Annotated in this window: 12 protein-coding genes; 5 read left to right on the forward strand and 7 right to left on the reverse strand. The window is 35.9% G+C overall.

Features of this window, described 5'->3' with window-relative positions:
- The first annotated feature begins 19 nt into the window (after nucleotides 1-19).
- Nucleotides 20-1,534 carry an outer membrane beta-barrel protein gene (locus tag ACH2CJ_RS09075; RefSeq protein ID WP_394992248.1) on the forward strand — a complete coding sequence of 505 codons (1,515 nt, stop codon included), beginning with the start codon at nucleotides 20-22 and terminating at the stop codon, nucleotides 1,532-1,534.
- 136 nt (nucleotides 1,535-1,670) lie between these two features.
- Here the strand turns inward: ACH2CJ_RS09075 and ACH2CJ_RS09080 are convergent, their stop codons facing one another.
- Complete coding sequence (locus ACH2CJ_RS09080; protein WP_394992249.1) at nucleotides 1,671-2,513, reverse strand: c-type cytochrome; 843 nt, start codon at nucleotides 2,511-2,513, stop codon at nucleotides 1,671-1,673.
- 115 nt (nucleotides 2,514-2,628) lie between these two features.
- On the opposite strand from ACH2CJ_RS09080, the gene ACH2CJ_RS09085 reads away from it, so the two are divergent.
- Nucleotides 2,629-4,686 carry a glycosyl hydrolase family 95 catalytic domain-containing protein gene (locus ACH2CJ_RS09085; protein ID WP_394992251.1) on the forward strand — a complete coding sequence of 686 codons (2,058 nt, stop codon included), beginning with the start codon at nucleotides 2,629-2,631 and terminating at the stop codon, nucleotides 4,684-4,686.
- Nucleotides 4,687-4,771: 85 nt separating this feature from the next.
- The gene (locus tag ACH2CJ_RS09090) at nucleotides 4,772-5,950 is read left to right on the forward strand and encodes an AGE family epimerase/isomerase (protein ID WP_394992252.1); all 1,179 of its coding nucleotides are present in this window, start codon (nucleotides 4,772-4,774) and stop codon (nucleotides 5,948-5,950) included.
- 67 nt (nucleotides 5,951-6,017) lie between these two features.
- On the opposite strand, the gene ACH2CJ_RS09095 is transcribed toward ACH2CJ_RS09090, so the two are convergent.
- The 3 genes from ACH2CJ_RS09095 to ACH2CJ_RS09105 all read right to left on the reverse strand — a co-directional run bounded on the left by ACH2CJ_RS09095 (nucleotide 6,018) and on the right by ACH2CJ_RS09105 (nucleotide 10,380).
- Nucleotides 6,018-6,893, reverse strand: a complete 876-nt coding sequence (locus ACH2CJ_RS09095; protein WP_394992253.1) for an aldo/keto reductase family oxidoreductase — start codon at nucleotides 6,891-6,893, stop codon at nucleotides 6,018-6,020.
- A gap of 79 nt (nucleotides 6,894-6,972) precedes the next feature.
- Nucleotides 6,973-7,728 (reverse strand): DUF2490 domain-containing protein, encoded by a 756-nt coding sequence (locus ACH2CJ_RS09100; RefSeq protein ID WP_394992255.1) that lies wholly within the window; start codon nucleotides 7,726-7,728, stop codon nucleotides 6,973-6,975.
- A gap of 84 nt (nucleotides 7,729-7,812) precedes the next feature.
- Nucleotides 7,813-10,380 carry a TonB-dependent receptor gene (locus ACH2CJ_RS09105; RefSeq protein ID WP_394992257.1) on the reverse strand — a complete coding sequence of 856 codons (2,568 nt, stop codon included), beginning with the start codon at nucleotides 10,378-10,380 and terminating at the stop codon, nucleotides 7,813-7,815.
- A 348-nt stretch (nucleotides 10,381-10,728) separates the two neighbouring features.
- On the opposite strand from ACH2CJ_RS09105, the gene ACH2CJ_RS09110 reads away from it, so the two are divergent.
- Together ACH2CJ_RS09110 and ACH2CJ_RS09115 are read left to right on the forward strand one after the other, a co-directional pair.
- A complete protein-coding gene (locus ACH2CJ_RS09110) occupies nucleotides 10,729-11,097 on the forward strand; it encodes a winged helix-turn-helix domain-containing protein (protein WP_394992259.1) in 369 nt (122 codons plus the stop codon).
- Nucleotides 11,098-11,161: 64 nt separating this feature from the next.
- Nucleotides 11,162-13,792 carry a TonB-dependent receptor gene (locus tag ACH2CJ_RS09115; protein WP_394992261.1) on the forward strand — a complete coding sequence of 877 codons (2,631 nt, stop codon included), beginning with the start codon at nucleotides 11,162-11,164 and terminating at the stop codon, nucleotides 13,790-13,792.
- 13 nt (nucleotides 13,793-13,805) lie between these two features.
- On the opposite strand, the gene ACH2CJ_RS09120 is transcribed toward ACH2CJ_RS09115, so the two are convergent.
- The 3 genes from ACH2CJ_RS09120 to ACH2CJ_RS09130 all read right to left on the reverse strand — a co-directional run.
- On the reverse strand, nucleotides 13,806-14,531 hold the full coding sequence (locus tag ACH2CJ_RS09120) for a superoxide dismutase (protein ID WP_394992263.1): 726 nt from the start codon (nucleotides 14,529-14,531) through the stop codon (nucleotides 13,806-13,808).
- Nucleotides 14,528-15,100 (reverse strand): chromate efflux transporter, encoded by a 573-nt coding sequence (chrA, locus tag ACH2CJ_RS09125; protein ID WP_394992265.1) that lies wholly within the window; start codon nucleotides 15,098-15,100, stop codon nucleotides 14,528-14,530. Before chrA ends, ACH2CJ_RS09120 begins: the two co-directional genes overlap by 4 nt.
- A 299-nt stretch (nucleotides 15,101-15,399) precedes the next feature.
- Nucleotides 15,400-16,223 (reverse strand): transposase (locus ACH2CJ_RS09130; protein ID WP_394992267.1); only part of this gene is annotated, 824 nt, incomplete at its 5' end.

Here is a 16,223-nt window from a genome sequence, read left to right on the forward strand (position 1 = left end):
AATATGTGTTACAAGATACATGAAACCACTAAAACAAAATAGTTTTGAAGAAGAATGGCAACAAGCGTTTGAAAATGCTTCAATTTTTCCCTCTGCTGATATGTGGGATAAAATTGAGATAGAATTAGAACGCAAGAAACGTCGCCCTTTCCTATTTTTTTTCCGACCTTCAGCTATTGCTTCGGGCTTAGCTGCGGCTTTGGTTTTGGTTTTAGGAGGACTACTTTTCTTTAATAAAAATGATATAGGAAATCAAAAAAAATATACCCAAAATACATCTAAAGCCATTCAATCAGTAGAATCAATAGCTAAAGTACCAAACTCAACGCAAAATATTTCGAACGATGAAACATTAGCTTCAATTAGAAATCCAACTCAATTGTCAGATAATGTTAGACTTAAAAGTAAAGTTAACAAACACCGCTCGAACAGAATTGAGAATCAAAACTCAAATAGTTTTTTTGAAAAACCTGTACTTATGACAATGTCTAAAGTTGATGATATTATTCCTGAAAACAAAATTGAAGTAATGCAAAGTATTGATAATCAAGTAATTAATGTAGAGAATAGAAATGCTTTTGCAAATGATTCTCGAAATTCATTTGCTGATATTAATACTTTAAAAAGAAAGGAATATACATATTTTGGAAGCAGATACACACTCAATCGTAACAAATTAGTTTTCGATTATGAAGCCCCAGAAACAAAAACAATTGCCTCAAATGTATCGAAATTTTGGTTAGGAATTCAGTCAGGAGTTGCTCCTTTTGACCCAAATATGAAATTGAGCGGGCTGAATACTTTTGCTTTGAAAGAAGCAGATGCCTTTGCTAAAGCATCAAATATGCCATCTTCGCCAAGTACAGGAGCTATTGGAGCACAACCCGCAGGAAGCGTTGCAGTTTCTCAACCTCAAAATGCAATCAAATCAGGTATAGGACTCAATACGGGTTTTGCTTTTGGTTATAAAGTTGCTAAGAAATGGAACATTGAGAGTGGCGTGCGGTATTTACGTGGCAATTCTACTTTACAGAGTAATACTTACGCTTTTCAGCAAAATGGCTATGTAAATACTTTTTTTGCAGATTATTTACTCCAAAACTCAAGTAATAATTTGACTGCTACTCAAAATCCAACCAATACGGTTGTGGCAGATGCCTCACAATTTAATAATCGTTACGAATATTTGATGATACCGATGCAAGTAGGGTATGAAATTGGCTTGTCAAAAAAGTTTGGTTTGAATTTTTTAGCTGGTATTTCAACCGATATTTTCTTGCAAAATACCATTGCCAGTGATAACACTTTTGTACAAGAAAAAAGCACAATTAATGGCATAAATAATATATACAAGCCATTGAATATCAGTGGTTTAGGTGGTGTTCGTGCAAGCTATTTAATAAGCCAACATTGGCAAGCAAATATTGGCAGTTCTTATCAACATTCGTTGTTTTCGGGTATCAATTCATCTACCGCCCTACAAATGAGACTACGAATGTTGGGTGTGAATTATGGTTTAAATTATCGGTTTTAGATATTAGGCATGTAGAGACGCATTGCAATGCGTCTCTACATGGTGTAATAAATATAGATTCATTGTTTGTTATGGCATCAGACGCATTATTTGTTATGGCATCAGACGCATTGCAATGCGTCTCTATGGCGGATACTCATATTTTATGTTTACTCATATACTCCAAATATTTCAATATCTCGGTAACTTCTGTTGGTTTTATGCCTAATGTTGGCATTTTTACGTCATTTCGATAGCTCGCAGGGTTTTGAATAAATGCTTTCAAATCTTCTATTTTCCAATATTCGATTACACTTTTTGGAAAATTTAATTCTGGCCCCATCTTACCGCCAATCTTATTTATCGCATGGCAAGTTTGGCAATGTTTCTTAAATAAATTATAGCCAGTCATTGCCGTAGCGTCTTTTGGAACAAGCATGGCATCGTTTTCGTTTAGTGGAGCAAAATGAATTTTTACTAAATTATAAGGCCACTTAAAATCTCCATCTTTGGGCGAAACCCCTGCATAAATTAAATAAAAAGGCTCGGCTTTCATAGCATGTCCATCTTTCAAAATCTGTTCCCATTCACGCCCTTCGGGTGCATCAACATCACTTACAGCTAAAAAAGCCTTTGCTGAAAGTAACTTTTCGAGAGGCATTTCTGGTTTATAACCATCTTCGCACTCAAAAACTACTTTTGTATTAGCAGCATTAAGGTTTTCTATTGAAGAAAATTTCTCTAATAATTCTTTCAGAGGTAAAGCATTAAATTTTTTAGTTTTGTGATAAACAGGGTCATCATTTACTGTTACAACTTGCGTGTTTATTAATAGACCTTTGGCCTTCAAATCTACCAAATCAATATTAAGTGTATCGCCTGCAGGAATTTCAATTTTTTCCAATTTTGCCACCCGCAAAGAATCCCCATGTGTTGTTTTTGAATTATTACAAGAAATATAAAATACTGATAATGAAATAATTATCGAAATTCTCTTCATGATTTAACTAATTAAAAGTGGTCAGAAATACGCCTAAAAGTAATGAAAAATCTCTGTTTTTTGCTTTTTTTCTTAAAAAAATGGTATCTTTAAGCATAAATTTAAAACTTAACCTATGAAAAAATCAACTTTAAGGATGAAATTCGTCCTGCTTCTGCTGTGCATCATAGTATCTATGCCTACCATTGCTCAATGGCAAATTTCGGCTAAAAACTTCGACCCGAATAATTATTATGGTGTAACGGTTGCTAATGGGATGATTGGTATTATTTCGTCACCCGACCCGCTGAAAGTAAAAGAAATTGTGTTGAATGGCACATTTGATACCTACGGACGTGGGCGTGTAGCAAATATTATGAAAGTTTTTGAGTTTGCCAATATGGAGTTAATTGTTGATAATCAGATGATTGACCGCAAGAATATTAGCAATTTTGTGCAGACGATTGATATGCAAAATGCCATTTTTACAACCACTTTCGATTTGGGAAATAAAGTTTCAGTTAAGTCTAATATATTGGCACTCAGACATTTACCTCATACTGCCATGATTGACATGGAAATTACGGCAAAACAAGACATTGAATTTACCCCTATCAGCATCATGCAAACACCCGATATGCTACGTGATGTGCAGAATTTTTTTCATACCATTGACCGGCCCCATTCTTTGATTCCTTTAATGACTTCAGTGGCAAAAACACCCACAGGAAAACATACAATTGCAGCATCAAATTCGTTTTTGTTTGAAGAAGAAAGGGGAAAAGAGCCGCAGTTGATTCATGAAGAATGGGACAATGGCATGCACCGAATGAAGTTTACAAAAAAACTGAAAGCAGGAGAAACCTACAAGTTTTCGGTGGTTGGCTCGGTTATTTCGACAGCTCAAGTGAGCGACCCACACAATGAAGCCGAGCGTTTGACAATCTTTGCAGCACTTGAAAAACGTGAGCGGTTATTGAAAAAACACAAAGAGGCTTGGGCAAAATTATGGGAGTCGGACATTATTATTGAAGGAGATGAAGAAGCTCAACGAGCAGCTCATTTTTCTTTGTATCATTTGTATTCTTTTTGTCGAGAAGGGCAAGCGTATAGCCTTTCGCCGATGGGTTTGTCTGGTTTAGGCTACAACGGGCATGTTTTTTGGGATACCGAAATTTGGATGTTCCCTCCAATGCTAACTTTGCACCCAGAAATGGCAAAATCTTTACTAGAATACCGCTTCCAACGCCTCGAATCTGCCAAAAATAATGCCAAAGAACACGGTTATCAAGGAGCAATGTTTCCGTGGGAATCTGACGATACGGGGCAGGAATCTACGCCTGTTTGGGCATTGACTGGCCCTTTTCAGCACCATATTACAGGCGATGTTGGCTTTGCTTTTTGGAAATATTATCAAGTAACAAAAGATAAATCTTGGCTCAAAGATAGGGGTTATCCGATATTAAAAGAAGTTGCAGATTTTTGGACAAGTAGGGTAGAAAAAGGGGCTGATGGCAAATACCATATTATTAATGTAGTGTGTGCTGATGAATGGGCCGAAAATGTTGACGATAATGCCTATACGAATGGAATGGCAAAGGAAGTATTAGGCTATGCTAATCAAGCAGCAAAAGAATTAGATTTGCCCGAAAATCCGAAATGGAAAGAAGTGCAAGATGGAATTGTAATTTTGAAGTTTCCTGATGGTACTACTCGTGAACACGCCACCTATAACGGCGAATTAATCAAGCAAGGAGATGTAAATCTATTGGCATATCCGATGAAACAAATTACTGATAATCAGACGATTAAGAAGGATTTAGATTTTTATTGGAAAGCCCTTGCCGACAACCAGCCAGGAAGAAAAGGACAAAGTCCTGCAATGGCTCACGGAGTTTTTTCGATTCTGAATGTGCGTTTGGGTGAAACCGAAACTGCTTACAAACAATACATGGATAGTTATAAACCAAACGAAGCTCCGCCTTTTGGCGTTTTGGCGGAAACAGCTGGAGGGACAAACCCGTATTTTGCCACAGGTGCAGGAGGCTATTTGCAAACATTAATCAATGGTTGGGGCGGACTTGACATCACCGATGCAGGAATTATTCAATTGAAAACTAAACTTCCAAAACAATGGAAGTCATTGACTATCAATGGAGTAGGTGTTGAAAAAAAGACTTTTTCGGTGAAGTAATTTCCTTTTTCCAAGAAAAAAACTCCGTTTGATAAAGACGGAGTTTTTTTGTGCTAATTTTATGTTATCTAACCCCATTATAAAAATGCCACTAAGTATTCCTGCTCTCGGACAAGAAGCCTATCAAGAATTCAATAACATTCTTTCTTATTGGATAAATTATTCAATTGATGAGGAAAAAGGTGGTTTTTATGGTCGTGTTACTGCCGATAATAAGCCTGTGCCTAACGAACCAAAATCTATTGTAATCAACAGCCGTATTCTCTGGACTTTCTCTACGGCCTATATTCTTTTCCGAAAACAAGCTTATTTGGCGGTTGCTACAAGGGCATTTAATTATGTAGAAACCTATTTTATTGACACACAAAATGGCGGAGTCTATTGGTCAGTTAATGCTGACGGTTCGCCACTTGAACGCAAAAAACAAATCTATGGCCATGCTTTTGCTATTTTTGGTTTGAGCGAATATTACCGAGCAACCAAACAAGCAAAAGCCTTAGATTTAGCGATTGAACTCTACAAATTAGTCGAAAAATATAGTTTTGACCCTCAAAATGGTGGCTATATTGAGGCCTTTGCACCCGATTGGTCGCAAACCGATGATTATATTTTGAGTAAAGGCGACCATCGTAAATCTATGAATACGCACCTGCATTTATTAGAAGCCTATACCAATCTTTATCGAGCTTTTCCAGAAGTGGGACTTCGTCAACAATTGAAAAAAATGTTAGGTTCGTTTACCGAACATCTTATTGCTAACAATCGCATGAGGTTGTTTTTTGATGAACAATGGAATGTAAAAAGCACAGAAATTTCTTATGGGCATGATATTGAAGCCTCGTGGCTTTTGTGGGAAGCCGCCGAGGTTTTAGATGATAAGGTGCTTTTGCCAAAAATAAAAGATATTTCTATTGGTATGGCAAAAGCTGCTGCTGATGGTTTGGCAGCAGATAGTGGACTGAATTACGAGTTGAATGTGGCAACAAGTCACCTCAATACCAATAAAGATTGGTGGGTTCAGGCCGAAGCAATGGTAGGATTTTATAACGCCTACCAACTATCGGGGAAAGTGAATTATTTAGAAAAAGCGACCAATTCGTGGGAATTTATTAAAAAATATTTGATTGATAAAGAACATGGTGAATGGTATTGGGGTGTAAAAGAAGACCATTCGGTTTATAATACAGATAAAATAAATTTTTGGAAATGCCCTTACCACAACGCCCGTGCCTGCTTAGAAATTTGGCGAAGAGCGGGGGAATAGGAGAAATGACGATTTACGAATGAAAATACAAGCTGCTGATAATTATTTAAAAGTCGTAATTTGTAAATCAAGAAGCTATACAAGTTTGATAAATATCGTACCAGTCTTCACGACTTAGTTTGATTTCGGAAGCACTTGCTGCATTTTTGATGCGAGTTTCTGACAACGAACCAATAATTGGTAATGTGCCGAGTTGCATCAACCAAGCGACGGCAGTTTGCTCAACATTGGCGTCGTATTTTTTGCCAATTACTTCGAGTTTATTCTTAATAACGGCCGATTTTCCCTCTTTTCCTTCCAAAATTTCGCCACCAGCTAAGGGAGCCCAAGCCAAAGGTTTGCTGAAACTCTGCTTGATAAAATCCAAACGACCATCTTCAATTGCCGAAATATTCATCAAATTTAGTTCGATATGGTTCGTAACGATAGGAATAGTAAGATACGAAGCCAATAATCTATGTTGAAAAGCAGTGAAATTTGCTACGCCAATATGTTTTACTTTTCCCGAATTGACTACTTCTGCCAAAGCCATTGCTGTTTGTTCTGGATCTGCCAAAAAATCACTTTGGTTCAATAAAAATATATCTAAATAGTCGGTTTTTAGATTTTTTAAGGAATTTTCAACACTTTTTACTATATAATTTCTTGAATTATCGAAGTAAAAAACCTTTCCACTTTCTGATTTACGAATACCACATTTACTAAACAGAACAATTTCTTCACGCTTGAAAGACTTCTTGTTAATGATTTTTCCGAAATGCTCTTCAATCGTAAAATCACCATAAATATCGGCATGGTCAAATGTATTAATGCCTAATTCTAAGCATAAATTAATAATTTGCTCCATTTTGGCTGAGGTATTATCCAGATTTTCCCATCTCCAAAAACCATAAATTGCCTCTGATACTTTCGGACCCGAATCACTGAGATATACTTTTTTCATGTTGTTCAAGGTTTTTATTTTCGCGTGGTAAAGATAGTAATTTTAGTTTCATGTAGATATTTTTGGCTATTTTTGAAAATTATTTATCCTTTCTCGTTCTAAAATCAAGATTTTGGAAGAAGAATACCCTTATCGCATTGATATTTTTGTACTTATTTCCTGCTGCCAATTGCTGATAAACATTCATGTAACCAAATTGAAGATTGGAATGAGCATTGAAATTATAGGCAAGTCCAACAAAAAAACGGTTTTGGTCAAATATGTTATAAATGTTGTTTTTTGAAAGATTTATCATCACTTCATTATTCAAAATCGCCGAAAAACTCTTCGGAACAATGCCTTTTTTATTGAGAGGAATATTTAACAAAAAATTATACCTGATTCGCTCATCGAAACGATAGCCTTCTGCCAGTTCATTATCATTTTTTATTTTTTGTCGGAATCTTTCTTCCAATCTTACCCACTGCATCGTTCTAATTTTTCCGTATTTGGTATGCCATTGTAGTTGATGCCAAATGCGATGCTCAGGTTGAGAAATATTGGCATGACCTTCTTCGGGAAAATGATTAATGAATGCATACGCATTTGTAAACTTCAAATCATCATTCAAGTAATACATTAGCCCTAAACGGCCAATAGCTTTTGAAGGTTTTTTTACAAAATGCTCGGTCGTACGTAAATTCACATCAAGCCAAATTCCCCATTTGTCAGATAGTCGAGTTTGGTTAAAATAACCTGTCCAAAATTGTTCTTCATCTTGTACAATACGAGAGTTTTGAGATATAACTGTAAAAACAACGAGATTAAATAGTAAAAAAAGGAGTGTTTTCTTCATGATAATTATGAACTATGCTTAGATTTTTATCAAATTTTTATCAAAAATAGTTTTTGTTTACTTAGCATTCAATAAAAATGCTTTTTAAAACGTATATCTCAAAGTAGTACCATAAGTTCGTTGGTCGCCCAGTACAGCGGCATAATGCCCTGCACTGCCAGCCGCTGGCAATAATTGCTCGAAATAATTTTTATTTGCTAAGTTACGAGACCAAACCAAGATTGAAAAACCATTTGAGGCACGGAAACCAATTCTGCCATTCAATAAAGTATAACCGTCTATATTCAAATATTTTGAAGGGGAAGAACTTGACGAAAACGAAGATCGGTAGTAAGTATCAATAGCCAAAAAATATTTGCCTTTGAGTGTGAGTAAGTTACCATTTCTTGTAACTTCACCACCTAACGAACCTGCCCATTTGGAAATACCGGGCAAAACTCCGCCCGAAACATCTTTGAATGCACTTTCTCCGCCTACTTCTTCTAACGGAACTGGTGCATTTTTAAAGGAAATATATTTTCCATCGGTGTAGCTTACTGCACCCGTAAATGATAAATGATTGCTAACCCTAATGTTTCCATCTAACTCTGCACCTTTTACACGTACTTTTTCGGCATTTGCCAAATATCCTCTATTTACACCCACTTCTGCCGTTTGAACCTGTGTTTGATAATCTTTAATATCAGTATTGAAAACAACGAAATTTAAGGTAGATAGTGGCGTTGGTTTGGTCTTCAAGCCAATTTCATAATGGGTTACATACTCAGGTTTCACTCTTGCCAAATCAATCAAAACTGTACCATTGGCAGTGGGTAAGCCGCCAAGGTTTACACCCACAGGTTTGTAACTATTGGCATAAGTGGCAAAGGCATTGACATCTTTATTTGGCTTATAGGCAAGTGTAACTTGACCTGAAAAATTGTTTTCTTCAACATTAAACTTGAAAGCCTGATTGGTATAAACACCATTCTTGAGAGCAAGTAATGCTGGGTCAGTGGTTTGTAAGCCACCATAAGTTTCACGTTTATAATCTACATCTTTCTTATCGTAGTTGAATCTGATACCCGGCAATAAGTGTAGTTTTTCAGTAATAGCCCAGTCAGCTTGACCAAATACTGCTGCACCGAGCGTTTCAAGTCTTGAAGTAGTTTTAGTGCCAAATCCATCAAATAAACCTGCGGTTTTCCATAGGGCAGAAGTCGAGTTTTGTGAAAAACGCCATTGTGCTGAACCAGATTCTTCTATTTGCACAGGGTCTGATGTTAGAATTTGGTCAATGAAAAATACACCTAAAACGCCGCTCAATCTTGAAGAAAATTGTCCTGCGTAGCGAATTTCTTGTGTATATTGGTCATGTCTTGAATTGCCTTGCGATTTGGTTAATACAGGAAGACCAATAAAGTCACGGTCGTTCGATGGGTCCCAAATCCAATAACGCCAAGCCGAAGTTGAAGTCAATTTCCCTTTTCCAATTTTTGCATCAATATTAATTGAAGCTCCACCAAAATCATTATTTACTCTCCAAGGCGAATCAGAATCTGTTATTCTATCGAAAGGATTGGTCGTTGGTAATTTATAGCCAAGGTCAGCAATAATATTACCAAACTGACGATAAGCCGCACGTTTAGTCGTTATAACTCCTGTCACCACTGTTGCATTTCCATCTGACCTTTGACGAGCATTGTCTCCCGATATTGTAATATTGATTTTGTCGGTCGGTGTATAAAGAAATTGAGCTCTGAAACCTACATTATTAAGCGAATTTACTGGTTTTAGTGTGGTAGTATTGTAAAGCGTTCCGTCACGTTGCGTTCCTGAAAAAGATAATCTTGCAGCAATTTTTTTGCTCAAAGGACCTGTTATCGAAGCCTTTGCCTGAATGTAATTCAGGTTTCCGTAGCTTGTTTCAAAACTGGCACTTGGTGTAAAGCTGGGAGCTCTTGTGGTAATATTAAATGTACCAGCCGTTGTATTTTTTCCGTAAAGTGTTCCTTGAGGTCCACGAAGTACCTCTACTTGTTCAATATCAACAAAGTCAATCGACGTAGCTGCTGGCCGGGCATAGTAAACACCATCAACATAAAAACCAACACCAGGGTCAATACCATCGTTGGTAAGACCAAAAGACGAACCCAATCCACGAATATTAAGGGTTGTATTTCGTCCATTCGATGAATAAAGTTGTACTGAAGGTATAAGTTCTTTCAAGCGATTTGGGTTGAATGCACCTGCATCTTCTGCTGTTACGCCTCGAATGACCGAAATCGGAATAGGAATATCTTGTACCGATTCTTGGCGACGGCGTGAAGATACCACCACATCATCAAGCTGATTAACATTTTCTTCAAGTCTGATTTCTACCTTGCCATTATTGATTATAATTTCTTTTTTCAGATAGCCTACAAAAGATATAATGAGCGTAAAAGGTAGTTTTTGACCTGTAATTAAAGCAAACTCTCCATTTGCATCGGTCGTTGCACCATTGGTTGTGCCTTTGATTGTTACTGTTGCACCAATCAATAATTCATTAGTGCGAGAATCTATTACTCTTCCCAAAACCGTCGCATTTATTTCAGGTTTATTTTGAGCCGAAAGGGCTAAGGGTAAAAATATTACCCATACTGAGAGTGTTGATTTTAAAAGTTTTTTCATTAATTTTAATCGTTTAATTTAAAATAAGGTCTGAACAAGTAATTTTGTTTACCGTTTGGAGTCATTTAGTCGTGATATTATTTGAGTTAAATTATGCCAGTTTGGTTGCAGCCAAACTGGTTTTTCCGTTTTAGTTACAACAGGTAATATTTAAGTTCATTTGGGTATAATTTTCTTGTGTTTCTGGTGCAAAAGTAAAACACTATATCTAATCTACCAAATAAGTAGAGTAATAATTTTATTTTTTCTAATGTAATTGTAAAAACCTTCAAAATTGTTGTCTTTATCTATATATTTGGGAAAGATTACAAACGAATCGGCACATTTTTTTAATTTATAAAGGTTAGAATGTCAATCAAAGAAATTTTAAAACCTTCAAAGATACTCCATCTGAGAAGTTTGCTTAGAATAGAAAGCAATGACGACCGATTTTTAGGACCGGGTAGAATCGAATTACTCGAAAAAATAATAGAGACGGGTTCAATTAGCCAAGCAGCCAAATTGATGGGGATGTCGTACAAAAAAGCATGGGATTTGATTAACTCAATAAACAAGCATACTAATACGCCTATTGTTATGACCCAAACTGGAGGTGAAAGAGGCGGCGGAACGATTGTAACAGAAGATGGCAAGCAGCTAATTATAGCATTCAAAAAATTGCATAATGACTTTGAAATTTATCTTTCTGAAAAATTGGAGACCTTTTTACAATCTTGAGGAGATTTCGTTATATATTTGTAAATATAACGCTTCATTTCACAAATTCTTTCATGGTTTTTCAATGATTAAAAATTTATCTTCCCATGTAAATCGTTATATTTTTATTTATATAACGTTTACTTGTTTCTTCCTTTTTTCATTTCTTGTAAAAGGACAAGCAGATACATTAAAATCTCAAATATTGAATGAGGTGGTTATTTCAGCCTCAAGAATTAAAGAAAACTACTTAAAATCTCCAACAAGTATTGAGCTGTTGACCCTCAAGCAAATCCAACAAAGTCCAGCTTTGAGTTATTTCGACGCAATCGAAAACATGAGGGGGATTCAACTCATCACCCCAAGTTTGGGGTTTAAAGTATATAATGCACGTGGTTTTACTAATACTACTAATGTGAGATTTGTACAATTAGTTGATGGAATTGATAACCAAGCTCCGCATATTGGCTCGCCTATCGCTTCAGCAATGGCACCAAATGATCTTGATATTCGACAAGTTGAGATGATTCCTGGAGTAGCTTCGGCATTGTATGGCATGAACTCTTTGAATGGTTTGGTTAACTTAATTACATTGAATCCGTTTGAGTCTGAGGGTTTGAGTTTTCAGCAAAAAACAGGCGTGAATCATACTGGCGGCACCCTGCTGGGCGGCAGTCAGCATGATAATAAAACAGTTAATCCTAAATTATTTTCAGAAATAAGCTTGCGTTATGCAAAAAAATTGAGTGAAAAATGGGCTTTTAAAACAAACTTTACCTATCAAAAAGGCTATGATTGGATTGCAAATTCAATCATAGACCTTAATCCAAACGCCAATACATCGGTGGGTTTATTAGGCAAAGATAATGTAGGAGCAGATTATGTAAATTCGTACGGCAATGAATCTTCTAATCGCCGAACGCTTACTTTAAGCGGAAAAAGATACGTAGTTGCTCGAACAGGGTATTTGGAGGAAGAGGTAACTGATTATTCAATCAATAATATTAAGGGCGATTTTGCCGTCAATTTTAGGATGGGCGGCGTTCCGCTAAAACCTAATCATGAAATTTCGTATATTTTCAAATATGCTCAGTTAGATAATGTTTATCAACGCACCAATCGTTTTCGTTTGGACAACTATCGACTGTCTCAAAACGCTTTGGTTTACCAAAACTTAACGACACAAATTAAAGCATATTTGACTTCCGAAAATACGGGAAAATCGTATAATATTCGTTCGATGGCAGAAAATATTGACCGAAGTTTCAAAACTGATAATACTTGGTTTACAGATTTTACGAATGAATTTAATAATCAAAACAAGCAAGGTAAAACAACTGTTGATGCTTTGACAATTGCTCGAACTGTTGCAGATAAAGGACGACCCCAACCAACTACGCAGCAATTTAATGATTTGATTGAAAAATTAGGAGACATCAATAATTGGGATATTGGTGCTGCTTTGCGAGTAAAATCATATCTTTTGCATACCGAAGGCTTGACCGATTTGAGCAAAAAACTTTCTCCTGTTTTACAAAAAAAAGGTTTTGGACTTTTAGCAGGATTCGATTACCGAAACTACTTTGTGATTCCTGACGGAAATTATTTTATCAATCCAAAAGAAACAGGTAAGATGCTAACTTACTGGAAATCAGGCGGTTTTGTACAATTGAGTAAGAAATTTTTTGACGAAAAACTTAAATTTATACTTACACTAAGAGGTGATAAAAATCAATATTTTGATTTGCGATTCAATCCTCGTGGTTCAGTGGTGTATTCGCTCAATGAAAACAATCATTTTAGAGCCTCTTACCAAAATGGCTATCGTTTTCCGAGTTTATTTGAGGCTTTTTCAAATATTAATAGTGGTGGTGTAAAACGGGTAGGTGGTTTGCCGATTATGTCGCAGGGAATTTTTGAAAACTCTTATCTACGCAAAGCTATTGATGATTTTACGGCGGCAGTCAATCAAGACATTAATGTCAATAAGTTGAGTCAAAATGAGGCAATTTTGAAGAATAAAAACGTCCTTCGTAAAAATGATTATACTTACCTCCAACCCGAATATGTCAATAGTTTTGAGATTGGTTATAAAGGTTATCCGATAGGGAAAAGACTATTTTTAGATACTGATTTTTATTATAATGTTTATCGAAATTTCATGGCACAAATTGAAGCGAATGTGCCGATTGGTACAAATACCGATTCATTGGCTTTTTATATGTACGACCGTAATAAACAAGCTCGCTATCGCCTTTGGACAAACTCAAAAACGATTGTCAAAAACTATGGTGGAGGAATTAGCCTAACTTATAATTTTTATAAAAACTTTATAATTACAAGTAATACGTCATTTGCAAAACTCAAAAATGTGGCAAATAATGATGGTTTTGAAGAAGCTTTTAATACACCTCGTTGGATAGTGAATGTTGGTATTAATAATGCAACATTGACCAAAAACATTGGTTTTGGTGTCAATTATAAACACCAAGAATCATTTTTGTGGCAGTCGGCTTTGGCATCAGGCATTGTGCCTAAAATTACTAATTTTGATGCTCAACTTACCTATTACTTACGAAACAAAGGGATACAGTTCAAAATTGCTGGTACAAATGTTTTCAATAATCACTATGTAAGTTTCATTGCTGGACCAACTATCGGGGCATTTTATTATGCCACGGTTACATTTAACAGATTATTTCAAAAAAGTAGTTAATGCTAATTATAAACTATTTAACTATTTTCAAAGCAATTTCAAGTCTTTGGGCGGCATTGTCCCAATTCATATAATTGAACAATTCATCTACAAAATCGGCACGTTTGTTTTTGTATTTCAAATAATAAGCGTGTTCCCAAACATCAACAACCATTAATGGTACAATGCCCCAAACAGTTAGTTTTTCATGGTTTTCTACTTCCAAAATCATCAAACGATTGCTTTGTGGATGAAAACCCAACAATCCCCAACCATTTCCGTCAACATTTTTGGAATGATGAGCCAATTGCACCTTCATTTTATCGAACGAACCAAAATCTTTTTCTATTCTTTTTAATAAATCACCTGTGGGCTGTGATTTTCTGTTGGTAATATTTGTCCAAAAAATAGTATGTAGCACATGGCTCGAAAGGTGCAGCGAAAGTTTCTTTGTCCAGTAATCAACGCCTTCAAAATTGCCAGTTTCTAAGGCAGACTTTATTAATCCGGTTGCTTTATTGGCAGTATTGACTGCTCCGCCATGATGGGCAGTATAGTGGAGTTTCAATACATCGGCAGGCATAAATGGCTCTAAAAATGTGTCAGAATAGGGCAAAGCACCTAAAATAAATTTTCCAGATTCATCTGTCAATTTATCTAAACCACTTTCGTTGAGCGTAGCACTAAAAACATCATTGCCTTTCAAGAGACTTGCTCCCGTAATGATGGCGGTATTTGTTAGAAATTGATTTCGTGTCATAAAACATAGTTTTTTAAAATAAATCCAATTACCGCACAAGCAATAATGATGTAAGGTTCAGTAATTTTTTTGTATTTCCAAAGCATTATTATCGAAATTAGAGCAATCAGAATGGTAGGAATATCTATCAAAGATTTTTTACCCAAAATTATAACCGCCCCAGCAATCGTACCAATGGCAGAAGCCGTTACGCCATCAACAAATGCTTTAATGGCAGGAAGTTTTCCATATTTTTTGAAGTAGGGTGCGGGCAAAATTGTAAGCAAATAGCAAGGCAAGAAAGTTGCCAAAGCCGCCACCGAAGCTCCTTTGAAACCTGCGACCAAATAGCCAATAAAACCAACGGTAATTACGACTGGACCGGGAGTTATCATAGCAACTGCTATGGCATCTAAAAATTGTTGTTCGTTGAGCCAGCCATATTCTTTCACCACGCCTGAATATAGGAACGGCACGATTGCCAAACCACTACCAAAAACAAATGCTCCTGCTTTTCCGAAAAACAAAAATATTTTCCATAAAATAGCATTTTCGGTAGATAATGCAGGAATTTGAAGTAAAATTGGCAAAATTAGATTGAATCGAGTAAATTTTGGTGGAACTTTAATTAACCAAGTTTAGTTACGCACACTGATTTAGTAGAGTATTATCAGCTTTAATAACTTGGAGTTTTTTCCAAGCGGCTTTTAAGGCATTCATTGATAATAGTCTTTTTAAAGCAAAGTGATTTTTTTGTGTAATATTTTTAAGAATTTCCATTTTAGCAAAAGCAACCATAGATAAAAACAGGTGGTTATTTTGTGTTTTTACAGTATGGGTTGGAGAATTGGCGTACCCTAAATTAGATTTGATTGATTTGTAAAAGGTTTCAACCGCTTCGGCGGTCCGATTTCCACCGTTTTTGGTATTGGGTTTTAATTGTTTCTACATCAGCCATCAAGTCATTGGTTACCAGATAGAGAACCGCTTCGGCATCTTCGTTTTTGAATAGCTGTTTAGTTAAAAGCAAGGGAAAATCCACCCCTTCTAAATACACTTGAAGCGTTTGGTTCTCTTCTATCGCCAACGACCCGATTGACTGATATAGCCCATTAATTTGAGCCTCTTTGCTAAGTGCTATTTTTCGATTATCCTTCAAGGGGATAATGAATTTCTGAGATAATGATTCTATAAAAACAAAGTTTTCGGCAGACGAAAACCATTTGTCCGCAAGTATGTAGCTGATAATCAAATCATTAGCTATACTTTGAGTAATTAAGTTCCTAAAATGTTCATGTTTTGAAATAGCACTTACTCGTTTGTCTTTTTGCTTTTTTTTATCGAATACCCATTCGGTTTTCTTAACAAGTTCATAGGCAACAGGTAGACTAATTTCATCATTATAATACAAAGCCGTTACTTGATTTATGCCTTTTAGGGTTCGACCGCTTACATGGTCATGATGCCAACAGATGAGGTCATTTTCACTCATATATGCCTTTTCTTCTATAGTATCATCTATTATCAAAACACCGCCTATTTTGTTAATTAATTTTAATTGGGGCTTGACTATTTGCCACAATTCTTTTGAACCTAAAACGGTTTTACTCAAAGACCTTGTAATTTTGTCATGTGAGTAATGCCCGTCCACTAACATAGCTAAATCAGTTGCAGTTGCCTGTCCTTGATTTACTATCAAATAATCACTATACA

Source organism: Emticicia sp., assembly GCF_043780375.1.
Lineage (GTDB): Bacteria > Bacteroidota > Bacteroidia > Cytophagales > Spirosomataceae > Emticicia.

Coding starts and splice junctions, on each gene's coding strand:
- ACH2CJ_RS09080 (WP_394992249.1), bottom strand. CDS start 2,513: ATGAAGAGAATTTCGATAATTATTTCATTATCAGTATTTTATATTTCT.
- ACH2CJ_RS09090 (WP_394992252.1), top strand. CDS start 4,772: ATGCCACTAAGTATTCCTGCTCTCGGACAAGAAGCCTATCAAGAATTC.
- ACH2CJ_RS09110 (WP_394992259.1), top strand. CDS start 10,729: ATGTCAATCAAAGAAATTTTAAAACCTTCAAAGATACTCCATCTGAGA.
- ACH2CJ_RS09105 (WP_394992257.1), bottom strand. CDS start 10,380: ATGAAAAAACTTTTAAAATCAACACTCTCAGTATGGGTAATATTTTTA.
- ACH2CJ_RS09115 (WP_394992261.1), top strand. CDS start 11,162: ATGATTAAAAATTTATCTTCCCATGTAAATCGTTATATTTTTATTTAT.
- ACH2CJ_RS09075 (WP_394992248.1), top strand. CDS start 20: ATGAAACCACTAAAACAAAATAGTTTTGAAGAAGAATGGCAACAAGCG.
- ACH2CJ_RS09120 (WP_394992263.1), bottom strand. CDS start 14,531: ATGACACGAAATCAATTTCTAACAAATACCGCCATCATTACGGGAGCA.
- ACH2CJ_RS09095 (WP_394992253.1), bottom strand. CDS start 6,893: ATGAAAAAAGTATATCTCAGTGATTCGGGTCCGAAAGTATCAGAGGCA.
- ACH2CJ_RS09085 (WP_394992251.1), top strand. CDS start 2,629: ATGAAAAAATCAACTTTAAGGATGAAATTCGTCCTGCTTCTGCTGTGC.
- ACH2CJ_RS09100 (WP_394992255.1), bottom strand. CDS start 7,728: ATGAAGAAAACACTCCTTTTTTTACTATTTAATCTCGTTGTTTTTACA.